The sequence below is a fragment of the Vogesella sp. LIG4 genome, assembly GCF_900090205.1.
Taxonomy (GTDB): domain Bacteria; phylum Pseudomonadota; class Gammaproteobacteria; order Burkholderiales; family Chromobacteriaceae; genus Vogesella.
Genome location: NZ_LT607802.1, coordinates 1,376,366 through 1,389,966, shown reverse-complemented (window position 1 = coordinate 1,389,966; position 13,601 = coordinate 1,376,366). Strand labels below are relative to the sequence as shown.

Sequence of the window (13,601 nt, the reverse complement as noted above, 5' to 3'; positions counted from 1 at the left end):
AAAAAAAGCCGGTTTCCCGGCCTTTTGTTGATTAAATGCAAAAAGGGTAAATGCCTATACCGGGTCAGACCGCCAGCTTAAGCAACAGCTGCACACGATCCGGCACGCCAAACTTGCCAAAAATGGCCGTCAGGTGGGCTTTTACCGTGCGCTCGGAAATGTCCATGTCGCGGGCAATCTGCTTGTTGCTCTTGCCGTTGCGCAGGTGGTCCACCACTTCGCGCTCACGCTCGGTCAGTTGCTGCAGCAATGGGCTGTCGCTCTTGGCCACCTGGCCGAAGCGCGCGCACAGCTGCTGCATCAGGTGCACCCCGATCCACACACCGCCGGCGGATACTGCACCCGCCACCTGTCGCAATGTCTCTGCAATGGCGAAGGCGTGCACGTAGCCGCTGGCACCAACACCCAGCCAGCGTACGGCGGCTTCATCGCTAGGCACGCTGCTCATCACCACCACGCGCGCCTTGCCGAAATCGCCGCGGCACAGACGCTGCACCAGGTCTTCATCCTGGTTGTCGACGTCCACCCATACTACCCGGCCATCCGGCAGGCGCAGCGAGGCAGCCAGATCCCACAAGGAGGGATGCTGGGTGCACTCGCCAAAGGCAACCTGCAGATGGGCTTGCAAAGAATGGCTGCTGCTGATGAGCATGATGTCCATTTAGCGCTCGCTGAGTGCCTGGGCCTTGGCGCGCAGCACCGGCTTGAGCAGGTAGTTCAACACGCTCTTGTGGCCGGTAATGATGTCGACTTCCGCCACCATGCCCGGCTTGATCGGCAGTTTCTTCTCGCCCAGGTGGGCGGAATCGGTCTTCACTTTCACCACGTAGAAGGTATTGCCCTTGTCGTCGGTGATGGAGTCGGCGCCGATCTGCTCCAGCTTGCCCTTCAGACCACCGTAGATGGTGGAATCGTAGGCAGTGAAGCGCACAAACACGTCCTGCCCCGGACGCAGGAAGGCGATGTCGCGCGGGGTGATCTTGGCCTCGATCAGCAGGGTGTCGTCCAGCGGCACGATTTCCATGATGTCATGCCCCGGCTGCACCACCCCGCCCACGGTGTTCACCAGCACGCGCTTCACCTCGCCACGCACCGGCGAGCGCATTTCGGTCAGCTTCACCTTGTCCTGCAGCGCAGCGCTGCCAGCGCCCAGGGTGCCCAGCTTGGCCAAGGTTTCCGACAACTCGGTACTGGCCTGGTTGCGGAAGGTCAGCTCCACCTCCTGGATCTTGCGCGTTGCTTCGCCAATAGCCGCCTGGATCTTGGGAATCTGCGCCCCGGCCATATCGCGCTCGCCCTGGTAGCGCGACACATCGCGCTCCAGGCGCAGGATATCCACTTCCGACACTGCACCGGACTTCAGCAGCGGGCGGGTGTAGTTCAACTCTTTCTGCGTCAGTTCCAGCCCCTGGGCAGCCTGGTCGCGCCGCGCCTTGGCCTCGTTCATTTCCTGGCTGCGCTGCGACAGCTGCTGGCGGGCAATCGATACGTTGGCCTCAAGCTCCATCTGCTTGGAGTGGTAGAGGTCCATTTCCTGGCGGGCGATGTCCGGCGCCTGCTGGGCCACCCCGGCCGGCAGCTCGAATGGCTTGCCTTCGGCCAGTGCGCGCAGACGGGCTTCCTTGGCCTTCAGCGCCACCGACTGCGACTGGTTTTCATTGAGCGAGGAAACGAAGCGGGTGTTGTCCACCTGCAGCAGCAGCTGGCCACGCTCCACCACGTCGCCCTCTTTCACCAGAATCTTCGATACCACGCCACCGTCCAGGCTCTGCAGATGCTGGATCTGGCTGGTCGGCACCACCTTGCCTTCACCACGGGCCACCTCGTCCAGCTTCGCCAGCGCCGACCAGATCAGCGCTACCACGATGAACAGGCCGATGGTCCACAGGAACAGCCGTGGCCGTTGCGGGTTCTGCTCCAGAATCGCCCACTCGGCATCGCCGGCAAAATCCTGGCGATCGTGCAGATCCTCTGCCGAAGACCAGTCCAGCAAGCGCTGGTAGAAGGATTGCTTTTCAGTGTCTTGTTGCTTGTTCATGTGCGCGCTTTCCCGATACGACCCTGTTGCAGTGCCTGGATAATCTCCGCCTTCGGCCCGTCAGCCAGTACCTGGCCCTGGTCGATGACGATGATGCGATCCACCAGGTCGAGCAGCGTGGTGTGGTGTGTCACCAGCACCAGGGTTTTGCCGGCCGTAATGTTCTCGAAGGTGCGCTTCATGGCGGCTTCGGTACTGTGATCCATATTGCTGGTCGGTTCGTCCAGCAGCAGGATCGGCGGCGCATTCAGCAGCGCACGCGCAATGGTCACCGCCTTGCGCTGACCACCGGACAGCGATTCGCCGCGCTCGCCGATGATCATGTCGAAGCCTTCCGGATGGCTGTTGACGAACTCGGTGAGTCCCGCCAGCTCGGCGGCAGCGTAGATACTGGCATCGTGCACGTGCGGCTGGCCCATGCTGATGTTCTGGCGCAGCGTGCCGTAGAACAGCACCGGGTCTTGCGACACGTAGCCAATGTGGCGACGCAGCTCGGCCGGGTCGATCTGCTTCACATCGATGCTGTCGATGCGTACTGCGCCTTCCTGCGCCTGGTACAGGCCCATGATCAGCTTCTGGATGGTGCTCTTGCCGGAGCCAACCCGCCCCAGGAAGGCCACGCGTTCGCCGGCCTTGATGCGGAACGACACATCGCGCAGCGCCCCCATCGGGCTGTTCGGGTAGTTGAACGACACGCCGGAGAATTCGATATCGCCACGGAAGCTGGTGCGATGGAAGAACGATGCTTCGCTCTCGCGCTCCACCGGCATCTTCATCAGGCCCTCCAGCGAGGCAAGCGAGGACTTGGCATTGTTGAACTGCGTCATCAGGCCGGTTACCGCCCCCATCGGCGCCAGTGCGCGCGAGCCCAGCATCGAGCAGGCGATCAGGCCGCCCACCGAGGTCTGGCCTTCCTTGATCAGGTACACGCCCACCACCACGATGCTCACCGACATCAGCTGCTGGATGAAACCGGCAAAGTTCATGGTGACCGCCGACAGCAGCTTGAGGCGGCTGCCCACCTGCGCCAGGAACAGCGTGGCCTTTTCCCAGCGCCCCTGCAGCTCGCCTTCGGCAGCCAGGGTCTTGACGGTTTCCAGGCCCACCAGGCTTTCCACCAGGTGCGCGTTACGCTGCGACGAGGCGCGGAAGGTGGTTTCGGTCAGCTCCTGCATGCGCTCCTGCACGCTGTGTGCCAGCAGCAGCATCAGCAGCACCGCCACCACGGGCGGAATCACCATCCACGGCGAAATCCAGCCGATCACGAACAGGAACAGCAGTGCGAACGGCACATCCACCAGCGTGGTGATGGTGGCGGAGGCAATGAAATCGCGCACGGTTTCGAAGGCGCGCAGGTTGGCCGCAAACGCTCCCACCGAGGTCGGGCGCGCTTCCATGCGGATGCCCAGTACCCGTTCCATGATCAGCGCCGACAGCATCACGTCCACGCGCTTGCTGGCCAGGTCGATCAGATAGCCGCGCGTCAGTTTCATCAGGAAATCGAAGCCGAACAGCAGCAACACGCCCAGCGCCAGCACCCACAGCGTTTCGAACGCCATGTTCGGCACCACGCGGTCGTACACGTTCATGGTGAACAGCGGCAGTGCCAAGGCGAACACGTTGATGAAGAAGGCTGCCACCAGCGCATCACGGTACAGCGGCCGCCCCTGCAGAATGGCGTGCCAGAACCAGTGCTGGCTGCGTGCCTGATGCAGCTCCGGCACCCGCTTGTCGAAGCGGTAGCGCGGCTTCACCGCAATGGCCAGGCCGCTGTAGCGCTCCTCCAGCTCGGCCAGGGTAAGCACCTGCTCGGCCTCCGGCAGCTCGGCCGGGCTGATGCGGAAGCGGCCATCATCCTCGATGGCACGCAGCAGGCAGGCATCGTCACCCTTCAACAGCAGCACCACCGGCAACAGCGCCGGCGGCAAGCTGTTCAGTGGTCGGCGCAGCACCCGTGATGCCAGGCCGGCACGCCGTGCCGCACGCGAGAACATGGAGGGGGTCAAACGCTGGTTCTCCAGCGGAATGCCGGCAACCAGCGAATCCCGTGTGGTTGTCAGGCCATGCTCACGCGTGAGCTGGAACAGACAATCCAGAAGGGGATCGAGGTGCGTAGCGTGCTGAGAGAATGCAGACGGACTTCCGGATTCCGGATTATTCATGGCAGCTGTCATTTTCAGAACTGGGTAACGATTGATTTATTATGGTAAGAATTGTCGTATTGACCATTACAAAGCTTTAGACATTATCAGGATGACATGACAAACCTGCAATAGACGTTTGATTTATATTAAACAAACGATTTTAAAAAGCGACCGCATCCGCAACAAAGAAAAAGCCGACCTGCACGGGTCGGCTTTTTCTTTGCTGGCACAGCGCTTCAGTGCGCGGCAGCCAGTCGTCTGGCGCGTATATACAACAGTACGCACGTAAAGTAGCTCACGGTCAGCATCACCTCCGCCAGCGCCAGGCGCTGCCCCAGGCCGTGCTCGCCCCAGGCGCGCATGGTGCCTTCGGCAAAATAGGCGAGGATGAACATGCTGGACCACTGGTAGGTATAGATGCGCTCACGCAGCACGCCCATCAGCGGCAGCAGCAGCAGCGCCGCCTTGAGCACCAGCCAGGAACCACCGGCATGCAGCGGCGCAAGCCACAACTCCCAGGCCAGGCACAACAGGATCAGCGCTATCAGGCTGGCAATCGCGCCCCAGTGAAACGGCCGGCAGTTACTTGTCATGATCATGCGCCAGTGTCGCCTTTTTCCGGTTCACCAGCATGGCAGCAATGATGCCGGCTTCGAACAGCAGCCACAGCGGTACTGCCATCATCACCTGCGACAGCACATCCGGCGGCGTCACCACCGCGGCCACCACGAAAGCGCCGACGACCACGTACGGCCGGCCTTCGCGCAGCTTGGCCAGGCTGACGATGCCCATGCGGTTGAGCAGTACCACCACCACCGGCACCTCGAAGGTGACGCCAAAGGCCATGAACATGCCCAGCACGAAGGACAGGTATTTGTCGATGTCGGTCATCATCGCCACACCGGCCGGCGTCACTGCACTCAGGAAACCGAACACCACCGGGAACACCACGAAGTAGGCAAAGGACATGCCCAGCATGAACAGCACAACGCTGCTGATGATCAAGGGCAGCACCAGCCGCTTTTCATGGCTGTACAGGCCGGGCGCCACGAACGCCCACAGCTGGTACAAGGTATTGGGCAGCGAAATCAGGAACGCCACCAGCATGGTGACTTTCAGCGGCACGAAAAACGGCGCGGTGACCTCGGTGGCGATCATGCTGGCGCCCTTGGGCAGCGCCTCCAGCAGCGGCTTGGCCAGCAGGTGGTAGATCTGGCCGGACCAGTGGAACAGCACCAGGAAGGTCAGCAACAGGCCGACGGCAACGCGGATCAAGCGGCTACGCAGCTCAAGCAGGTGGACAAGCAGGGGTTGTTGATCCATTTATGAACGATGGTCGGCAGCGGGGTGGGCAGGGTGGGCAGGGTTGGCAGGCGGGGTATCGAACAGGTCGAGCTGATTGTCGTCCTTGTGGACATGCGGCGCGTCTTCCGCCAGCGGCACGTTGGCCGCAACGGTCGCAGCCGGCTGCACAGCGGCTTGCGCCGCCACATCGTGGGCGATGTCGGTAGCCTGGTGCTCGATGTCTTGCGCCGTCTGGCGCACCTGCGCCACTTCAGACTCGATCTGGTTGCGGAACGCATCGGCCGCCTGCTGCATTTCGTGCTGCAATTCCTGCAGCCCCGCCAGCTGGCTCTGGTGATGGATGTCCGATTTGACGCTGGCGACAAAACGCTGCGCGCGACCAACCAGGGCGCCGATGGTGCGGGCGACCGTGGGCAGGCGTTCCGGCCCCAGTACGATCAACGCGACCACGCCAATGGTCAGCAGCTCGCCAAAGCTGACTTCGAACACGGCGCGCGCTTACTTCTTGTCGCCGTTATCGGCGTCTTTGGCAGGATTCTGACCGTCGTTCTTCTCGGCCTCGCCCTTCATGCCTTCCTTGAAGCCACGTACGGCGCCACCCAGGTCTTCGCCGATATTGCGCAGTTTCTTGGTACCGAATACCAGTACCACCACCAGCAGCACGATCAGCCAGTGCATCAAGCTCAGTCCGCCCATTTCACACCTCTCTCATTCAACGAGTGCACGGCGGAACTCACCGCCGCCGTATTCAATACAATCAAATTGTAGCGGCAGAAACCAGCGCTACGCTCTGATCAAAGTCACCCAATCTGCAGCTTTGCCATGCGGGCTTACTTGTTGCCCAGCACGTGCAGATGCAGGTGGAACACTTCCTGGCCACCGCCGGCACCGGTATGGATGGCGGTCTTGAAGCCATCGCTCAGGCCCTGCTCGGCCGCCAGTTTCGGCACCATCAGCAGCAGCTTGCCCAGCATCTGCTGGTGGCTGGCATCGCAGTGCGCCAGCGAATCCACGTGCTGCTTGGGAATCAGCAGGAAATGCACCGGTGCCTTGGGGTGGATGTCGTGGAAGGCGACCATGTCGTCGTCTTCATACAGCTTGTTCGCCGGGATCTCGCCAGCGGCGATCTTGCAGAAAATGCAGTTGCTCATAACGATCCTTGTCGATTCATTGCTGGGTACGAGACGCTTTTTCGTCCAGACCGGAAATGCCTTCGCGACGCTTGAGCTCCGCCAGCACATCTTCGGCCCGCAGGCCGTGATGCGCCAGCAGCACCATGCTGTGGAACCACAGATCAGCCACTTCGCGCACCAGGTGCAGGCGATCCTTGTCCTTGGAGGCCATCAGTACTTCGGCTGCCTCCTCGGCCACCTTTTTCAGGATGGCATCTTCGCCCTTGTGGAACAGCCCGGCAACATAGGAGGAGCTGGGGTTGGATTCCTTGCGTGCTTCCAGGGTATCGCCAATGGTCTTCAGTACGTCGGCAGCAATCATCGCGGCTTCCTTTGCAGCCTGCCGCAGCGCGGCAAGTATATGTCGAATATTTTACGGGCAGGTAACAGCGCGCACGGCCGCAGCCGCCCTGCTGTGATCAGTGCTGGTGGTAGATGGCGTGCGGGTCTTTCAGCACGGCATCGGTCACCACCCATTCGCCGTCGCGGAACACGCGGTAGAAGCAGCTTTCGCGGCCGGTGTGGCAGGCAATGCCGCCGGCCTGTTCGATCTGCATGGTGATCACGTCGCCGTCGCAGTCAAGACGCAGCTCCTTCACCGTCTGCAGGTGGCCGGACTCCTCGCCCTTCTTCCACAGCCGGTTGCGCGAGCGGCTCCAGTAGTGCGCGATACCGGTATCGGCAGTGAGCTGCAGCGATTCGCGGTTCATCCACGCCACCATCAGCACGCGACCGCTGGCGGCATCCTGGGCGATGGCAGTCACCAGGCCCTTGTCATCCCATTTCACGGCGTCAAGCCAGTTTGCGTTCATGCGGCCAACCTTAGAGACGAACTTCGATGCCGGCGGCGCGCATGGCTTCTTTCGCCTCGCGCACGGTGTACTCGCCAAAGTGGAAGATACTGGCGGCCAGCACGGCATCAGCCTTGCCCAGCGTCACGCCTTCCACCAGATGCTGCAGGTTGCCCACGCCACCGGAGGCGATCACCGGAATCGGCACTGCCTCGGACACTGCACGGGTCAGCGGCAGGTTGAAGCCGATCTTGGTGCCGTCGCGATCCATGCTGGTAAGCAGGATCTCGCCGGCGCCGTATTCCGCCATCTTCGCTGCCCATTCGACAGCGTCAAGGCCGGTAGGGTTGCGCCCGCCATGGGTGAAAATCTCCCAGCGGTCGTTCTCTGGCGTCACCGCCTTGGCATCCACCGCCACCACGATGCACTGGCTGCCGAACTTGTCGGCGGCAGCCTTTACCAGGTCGGGGTTGGTCACTGCCGCGGTGTTGATGCTGACCTTGTCGGCACCGGCATTCAGCAGGCGGCGGATGTCCTCCACCTTGCGCACGCCACCACCCACGGTAAGCGGAATGAACACTTGCTCGGCCACCGATTCGATCACGTGCAGGATGATGTCGCGCTGGTCGGAACTGGCGGTAATGTCGAGAAAGGTCAGCTCGTCGGCGCCCTGTTCGTTGTAGCGCTTGGCGATTTCCACCGGGTCGCCGGCATCGCGCAGGCCGACGAAGTTGACGCCTTTCACCACGCGACCGGCGGTCACGTCAAGACAGGGGATGATGCGTTTGGCTAGGGACATGATGGACTACAAATGAGGGTTGGCCGCACGAGGCGGCCAACCGGGGGTTAGGCTTCGGACAGTTCGTCCGCCAGCGTCTGCGCGGCAGCGAAGTCGATGCTGCCCTCGTAGATGGCGCGGCCGGTAATGGCGCCCTCGACACCCTCGCTCTCCACCGCGCACAGGTTGCGCACGTCGTCGAGGTTGGTCAGGCCGCCGGAGGCGATCACCGGCACGGTCAGCGCCTGCGCCAGCTTGACGGTAGCCTCGATGTTGACGCCGTTCATCATGCCGTCGCGGCCGATGTCGGTGTAGATCACCGAGTTCACGCCGTAATCTTCGAAGCGCTTGGCCAGGTCGATCACGTTGTGGTTGGTCACCTTGGCCCAGCCGTCGATGGCCACCATGCCATCCTTGGCATCCAGGCCGACGATCACCTGGCCGGGGAAGGCATCGCAGGCATCGTGCAGGAAGCCGGGGTTCTTCACCGCGGCGGTGCCGATGATCACGTACTTCAGGCCCAGGTTGAAATATTGCTCGATGGTGTCCAGGTCGCGGATGCCGCCACCCAGCTGCACCGGCATGTCGTTGCCCACCGCGCCCAGAATGTCGCGGATCACCGCCAGATTCTTGGGCTTGCCGGCAAAGGCGCCGTTGAGGTCAACCAGATGCAGGCGCCGCGCGCCCTGGTCGCGCCAGTGGACGGCAACCTTGACGGGGTCATCAGAGAACACGGTGGCATCAGTCATCACGCCTTGTTTCAGGCGTACGCATTGACCGTCCTTCAGGTCGATAGCGGGAATCAGCAGCATGGTGCGTACAAGATCTACGGAAAGTTAATCAGTGCCATCCCAGGCCAGGAAGTTCTTCATCATCTGCAGCCCGGCACGGTGGCTCTTCTCGGTGTGGAACTGCGTGGCAAAAATATTGCCACGCCCGACGATACAACAAAAGCGATCCGGATACTCGCTTTCCGCCAGGTTGATATCAGCCTCGGCGGGGGCAAAGTGGTAACTGTGCACAAAATAAAACCGCTCGCCGTCTTCGATGCCGGCGAACAGGGGGTGCGACCGGCGCTGGTAGATGCGGTTCCAGCCCATGTGCGGCACTTTCAGCCGCTCGCCCTGCGCGTCCAACAGGTTGGCCGCAAAGCGTTTCACCTCGCCCTTGAAGATGCCAAGGCCGGGGGTGTTGCCTTCCTCGCTGTGCTCCAGCAGCAGCTGGGCGCCCACGCAGATGCCGAAGAACGGCTTGTTGCGTGTGCTCTCGCACACCGCCTCGGCCAGGCCGTAGCTGTTGAGTTCGCGCATGCAATCGGGCATCGCGCCCTGGCCGGGGAAGATCACCTTGTCGGCCTTGATCACCTGCTCCGGGTCGGAGGTCAGGAAGATGTCGGCGCCGATGTCGTTCACGTACTGCACGGACTTCAGCACCGAGTGCAGATTGCCCATGCCGTAGTCGATGACTGCAACTTTCATATCAGCCTTACAGGGTCATGTTTGGGTGTAGCAGAATTCCAGTGCAATGCCAGCGGGCTTGCAGCGGCCCGGCATCAGGCAGTCAGCGTGCCCTTGGTGGACGGCGTGATGCCGGCCATGCGCTCGTCGAACTCCACCGCCATGCGCAGCGCGCGGCCGAAGGCCTTGAACACCGTCTCGGCCTGGTGGTGGCTGTTGACGCCGCGCAGGTTGTCGATGTGCAGCGTCACCATGCTGTGGTTCACGAAGCCGTGGAAGAACTCGCTGAACAGGTCCACATCGAAACCGCCGATGGCGGCGCGGGTGAACGGGATGTGGTACTGCAGGCCCGGGCGGCCGGACAGATCGATCACCACTCGCGACAGCGCCTCATCCAGCGGCACGTAGGCATGGCCGTAGCGGCGGATGCCCTTCTTGTCGCCGACGGCCTTGGCAAACGCCTGGCCCACGGTGATGCCGATATCTTCCACGGTGTGGTGGGCATCGATATGCAGGTCGCCGCGCGCCTGCACGTCCAGGTCGATCAGGCCGTGGCGGGCGATCTGGTCCATCATGTGATCCAGGAACGGCACGCCGGTGTCGAAGCGGCCGGTGCCATTGCCGTCCAGGTTGATGCTGACGGTGATCTGGGTTTCCAGGGTATTACGGGTAACGGTAGCAGTACGCATGATGGCTCAGGCAAAGTAGGCGTGAATGGCGGCAAGCAGCGCGCTGTTTTCGTCCGGGCTGCCCACGGTCAGGCGCAGGCAGTTGTCCAGCAGCGGATGATAGCCGTGCAGGTTCTTGATCAGGATACCTGCAGCCTTCAGATGTGCAAACAGCGCCAGCGCATCCGGCACGCGGATGGTGAGGAAGTTGGCTTCGGATGGATACACCGTCAGCTGCGGCTGCGTCGTCAGGCTGTCGGCAAGCCGGCTGCGCTCGCTGCGCAGCTCGGCCGCCTGCGCGGCGAACACGTCCAGGTGGCGCAGCGCAAACTTGGCGGCGGCCTGGCTCAGCACGTTGATGTTGTACGGCGGGCGCACCTTGTCGAGCTGGGCGATCACGTCCGGGTGGCCGGCGGCATAGCCCAGGCGCAGGCCGGCAAGGCCCAGCTTGGACAGCGTACGCATCACGATCAGGTGCGGCTGACTGCCTGCCAGACCCATGAAACTGTCGCTGGCAAACGCCTGATAGGCTTCGTCCACCACCACCAACCCCGGCGCGGCATCCAGCACCGCCTGCACTTCCTCGCGGGCGAAGCGCGGCCCGGTGGGGTTGTTGGGGTAGGACAGGAACACCACCGCCGGGCGATGCTGGCGAATGGCGTCCAGCGTGGCCGGCAGGTCGAGGCCGAAATCCGGCCTCAGCGGCACGCCCACGTAGCGCACACGCGAGAACTGCGCGTTGAGCCGGTACATCACGAAGGAGGGTTCCAGCGCCAGCACCACGGTATCCGGTGCGGCCAGGGCCTGGGTGATCAGGGTGATGATTTCGTCTGAGCCGTTGCCCAGCACCACGTCGGCGGCATCGGGAATGGCGAAGGCGGACTTGAGCTGATCCTTCAGCCCGTCGCCGTGCGGGTCCGGGTAACGGTTCAGCGCCACTTCGGCCAGCTCCTGGCCCAGTTCCTGACGCAGATCCGCTGGCAGATGGTAGGGGTTTTCCATCGCGTCGAGCTTGATGTAGCCCGAGGCATCGGCAACGTGGTAGGCCTGCATGGCCAGCACGTCGGGGCGGAACAATTGCTGTATAGACATTTTCATCGACAGTTCTTGCCGGACGGGCCGGTTCGAAATGTCGGTGGTGGCCCGACGCGGTTTTTGCAACAAGGGCTTCATCGTAACCTGAAACCCCGATATGGGCTACCGCCGGGAAGCGGCAGCCCGGTGCGTAGGTTTATTTATCCAGACGCAGTTCGGCGGCGCGCGCATGCGCAGTCAGACCCTCGCCATGCGCCAGTATGCTGGCCACGCGGCCCAGCTGCTGCGCACCGGCGTGCGACACGCGGATCAGGCTGCTGCGCTTCTGGAAGTCGTACACCCCCAGCGGGCTGGCAAAACGCGCGGTGCGGCTGGTAGGCAGCACGTGGTTGGGGCCGGCGCAGTAGTCGCCCAGGCTTTCCGAGGTGAAGCGGCCCATGAAGATGGCGCCGGCGTGACGGATCTTGGCCACATAGTCTTCCGGCTTGGCCAGCGACAGCTCCAGGTGTTCCGGGGCGATGTAGTTGGCGATGCTGCAGGCTTCGTCCAGGTCGCGCACTTCGATCAGCGCGCCGCGGTTGCCGAGGCTGGCCTCGATGATGGCGCGACGCGGCATGTCGGGCAGCAGCTTCTCGATGCTGGCTTCCACCTTGGCGATGTAGTCAGCGGACGGGCACAGCAGGATGGCCTGGGCGATTTCGTCATGCTCGGCCTGGCTGAACAGGTCCATGGCGATCCAGTCCGGGTCGGTGTCGCCATCGCAGATCACCAGGATCTCGGACGGGCCGGCCACCATGTCGATGCCCACCACGCCGAACACGCGGCGCTTGGCGGCCGCCACGTAGGCGTTGCCCGGGCCGGTGATCTTGTCCACCTGCGGCACGCTCTCGGTGCCGTAGGCCAGTGCTGCCACCGCCTGTGCGCCGCCACAGGTGAACACCTTGTCCACACCGGCGATGTAGGCTGCGGCCAGCACCAGGTCGTTCTTTTCGCCGTTCGGCGTCGGTACCACCATGATGATCTCGCCCACCCCGGCCACCTTGGCCGGCATGGCGTTCATCAGCACCGAGCTGGGATACGCCGCCTTGCCGCCCGGCACGTAGATGCCGACGCGGTCCAGCGCGGTCACTTGCTGGCCCAGCAGGGTGCCGTCTTCGTCTTCGTAGCTCCAGGAATGCGCCAGCTGCTTCTCGTGATAGCGGCGAACGCGCTCGGCGGCGGTGGAGAGCGCGCTCTGTACGTGCTCAGGCAGGCGCTGCCAGGCGGCCTGCAGTTCATCGCGCTGCAGGGTGAGTTCGGCCATGCTGGCCACGCTCATGCGGTCGAAACGGTTGGTGTACTCCACCACGGCGGCATCGCCACGGGCTTTCACGTCGTCGCAGATGGCGGCGACGGCGGCGTCCACCGCCGGGTCCTGCGCGGTTTCAAACGCCAGCAGCGCCTTGAGGCGCGCGTCGAAGTCGGGCTGGGAGGAAGACAGGCGTTGCATGTTGACGGCTCCAGAAGCGTGCGGCCAACCTTGAGGTTGGCCGCAGCGGGCATTTGTTTACTGCGGAACGGCGCCCGCAAAGGCATCCAGCACCGGCTGGATGGTGTCGTACTTGAGCTTTAGCGCGGCCTGGTTCACCACCAGACGCGAGCTGATGTCGATGATGTGCTCCACCGCCACCAGGTTGTTGGCCTTCAGCGTGCCGCCGGTGGATACCAGGTCGACGATGGCATCGGCCAGGCCGACCAGCGGTGCCAGCTCCATGGAGCCGTACAGCTTGATGATGTCCACGTGCACGCCCTTGGCGGCAAAGTGCTCGCGGGCGATCAGCGGGTACTTGGTAGCCACTTTCAGACGCGCGCCGTGCTTCACTGCCGCCTCGTAGTCGAAGCCGTTTTCCACCGCCACCATCATCTTGCACTTGGCAATGTTGAGGTCCAGCGGCTGGTACAGGCCGGCGCCGCCATGCTCGATCAGCACGTCGCGCCCGGCAATACCCAGGTCGGCGGCGCCGTACTGCACATAGGTGGGCACGTCGGAAGCACGCACGATCACCAGGCGCACGTCCGGGCGGTTGGTGCCGATGATCAGCTTGCGCGAGGATTCCGGTGCTTCGGCGGGAACGATGCCGGCGGCGGCCAGCAGCGGCAGGGTTTCTTCAAAAATGCGGCCCTTGGACAGGGCAATAGTCAAAGTCATGATTTTGCTGCGTTGCAATAGTTGG

Annotated in this window: 17 protein-coding genes; all 17 read right to left on the bottom strand. The window is 62.9% G+C overall.

Going from position 1 to position 13,601, the window contains the following annotated elements; all coding sequences use genetic code 11:
- Window positions 1–64: 64 nt before the first annotated feature.
- The 17 genes from PSELUDRAFT_RS06570 to hisG all read right to left on the bottom strand — a co-directional run bounded on the left by PSELUDRAFT_RS06570 (window position 65) and on the right by hisG (window position 13,576).
- Window positions 65–661, bottom strand: a complete 597-nt coding sequence (locus PSELUDRAFT_RS06570; RefSeq protein ID WP_088966087.1) for a response regulator transcription factor — start codon at window positions 659–661, stop codon at window positions 65–67.
- Complete coding sequence (locus tag PSELUDRAFT_RS06565) at window positions 662–2,038, bottom strand: HlyD family type I secretion periplasmic adaptor subunit (protein ID WP_088966086.1); 1,377 nt, start codon at window positions 2,036–2,038, stop codon at window positions 662–664.
- A complete protein-coding gene (locus PSELUDRAFT_RS06560; protein WP_164497423.1) occupies window positions 2,035–4,200 on the bottom strand; it encodes a type I secretion system permease/ATPase in 2,166 nt (721 codons plus the stop codon). The genes PSELUDRAFT_RS06565 and PSELUDRAFT_RS06560 overlap by 4 nt, the downstream gene beginning before the upstream one ends.
- A 218-nt stretch (window positions 4,201–4,418) precedes the next feature.
- Window positions 4,419–4,781 (bottom strand): DUF2069 domain-containing protein, encoded by a 363-nt coding sequence (locus PSELUDRAFT_RS06555; RefSeq protein WP_197693941.1) that lies wholly within the window; start codon window positions 4,779–4,781, stop codon window positions 4,419–4,421.
- A complete protein-coding gene (tatC, locus tag PSELUDRAFT_RS06550) occupies window positions 4,765–5,505 on the bottom strand; it encodes a twin-arginine translocase subunit TatC (protein WP_088966084.1) in 741 nt (246 codons plus the stop codon). The genes PSELUDRAFT_RS06555 and tatC overlap by 17 nt, the downstream gene beginning before the upstream one ends.
- Window positions 5,506–5,976 (bottom strand): Sec-independent protein translocase protein TatB, encoded by a 471-nt coding sequence (gene tatB, locus PSELUDRAFT_RS06545; RefSeq protein WP_088966083.1) that lies wholly within the window; start codon window positions 5,974–5,976, stop codon window positions 5,506–5,508.
- Window positions 5,977–5,985: 9 nt separating this feature from the next.
- Window positions 5,986–6,183, bottom strand: coding sequence for a Sec-independent protein translocase subunit TatA (tatA, locus tag PSELUDRAFT_RS06540; RefSeq protein ID WP_088966082.1), 198 nt, complete (start codon window positions 6,181–6,183; stop codon window positions 5,986–5,988).
- A 134-nt stretch (window positions 6,184–6,317) separates the two neighbouring features.
- Window positions 6,318–6,638 (bottom strand): histidine triad nucleotide-binding protein, encoded by a 321-nt coding sequence (locus tag PSELUDRAFT_RS06535; protein ID WP_088966081.1) that lies wholly within the window; start codon window positions 6,636–6,638, stop codon window positions 6,318–6,320.
- Between the two features lie 16 nt (window positions 6,639–6,654).
- The gene (locus tag PSELUDRAFT_RS06530) at window positions 6,655–6,981 is read right to left on the bottom strand and encodes a phosphoribosyl-ATP diphosphatase (protein ID WP_088966080.1); all 327 of its coding nucleotides are present in this window, start codon (window positions 6,979–6,981) and stop codon (window positions 6,655–6,657) included.
- 97 nt (window positions 6,982–7,078) lie between these two features.
- Window positions 7,079–7,471: a phosphoribosyl-AMP cyclohydrolase gene (gene hisI, locus PSELUDRAFT_RS06525; RefSeq protein ID WP_088966079.1), complete on the bottom strand. Its 393-nt coding sequence runs from the start codon at window positions 7,469–7,471 to the stop codon at window positions 7,079–7,081.
- 10 nt (window positions 7,472–7,481) lie between these two features.
- On the bottom strand, window positions 7,482–8,249 hold the full coding sequence (gene hisF, locus PSELUDRAFT_RS06520) for an imidazole glycerol phosphate synthase subunit HisF (RefSeq protein WP_088966078.1): 768 nt from the start codon (window positions 8,247–8,249) through the stop codon (window positions 7,482–7,484).
- A gap of 47 nt (window positions 8,250–8,296) precedes the next feature.
- The gene (hisA, locus tag PSELUDRAFT_RS06515) at window positions 8,297–9,040 is read right to left on the bottom strand and encodes a 1-(5-phosphoribosyl)-5-[(5-phosphoribosylamino)methylideneamino]imidazole-4-carboxamide isomerase (protein WP_088966077.1); all 744 of its coding nucleotides are present in this window, start codon (window positions 9,038–9,040) and stop codon (window positions 8,297–8,299) included.
- A gap of 24 nt (window positions 9,041–9,064) precedes the next feature.
- The gene (hisH, locus tag PSELUDRAFT_RS06510) at window positions 9,065–9,706 is read right to left on the bottom strand and encodes an imidazole glycerol phosphate synthase subunit HisH (protein ID WP_088966076.1); all 642 of its coding nucleotides are present in this window, start codon (window positions 9,704–9,706) and stop codon (window positions 9,065–9,067) included.
- 74 nt (window positions 9,707–9,780) lie between these two features.
- Window positions 9,781–10,374, bottom strand: a complete 594-nt coding sequence (gene hisB / locus PSELUDRAFT_RS06505; RefSeq protein ID WP_088966075.1) for an imidazoleglycerol-phosphate dehydratase HisB — start codon at window positions 10,372–10,374, stop codon at window positions 9,781–9,783.
- A gap of 6 nt (window positions 10,375–10,380) precedes the next feature.
- Entirely contained in the window at window positions 10,381–11,451 is a 1,071-nt protein-coding gene (hisC, locus tag PSELUDRAFT_RS06500) for a histidinol-phosphate transaminase (RefSeq protein WP_088966074.1), read from the bottom strand.
- A gap of 133 nt (window positions 11,452–11,584) precedes the next feature.
- Complete coding sequence (gene hisD / locus PSELUDRAFT_RS06495) at window positions 11,585–12,877, bottom strand: histidinol dehydrogenase (protein ID WP_088966073.1); 1,293 nt, start codon at window positions 12,875–12,877, stop codon at window positions 11,585–11,587.
- A gap of 57 nt (window positions 12,878–12,934) precedes the next feature.
- The gene (gene hisG / locus PSELUDRAFT_RS06490) at window positions 12,935–13,576 is read right to left on the bottom strand and encodes an ATP phosphoribosyltransferase (RefSeq protein ID WP_088966072.1); all 642 of its coding nucleotides are present in this window, start codon (window positions 13,574–13,576) and stop codon (window positions 12,935–12,937) included.
- Between the last annotated feature and the right edge of the window lie 25 nt (window positions 13,577–13,601).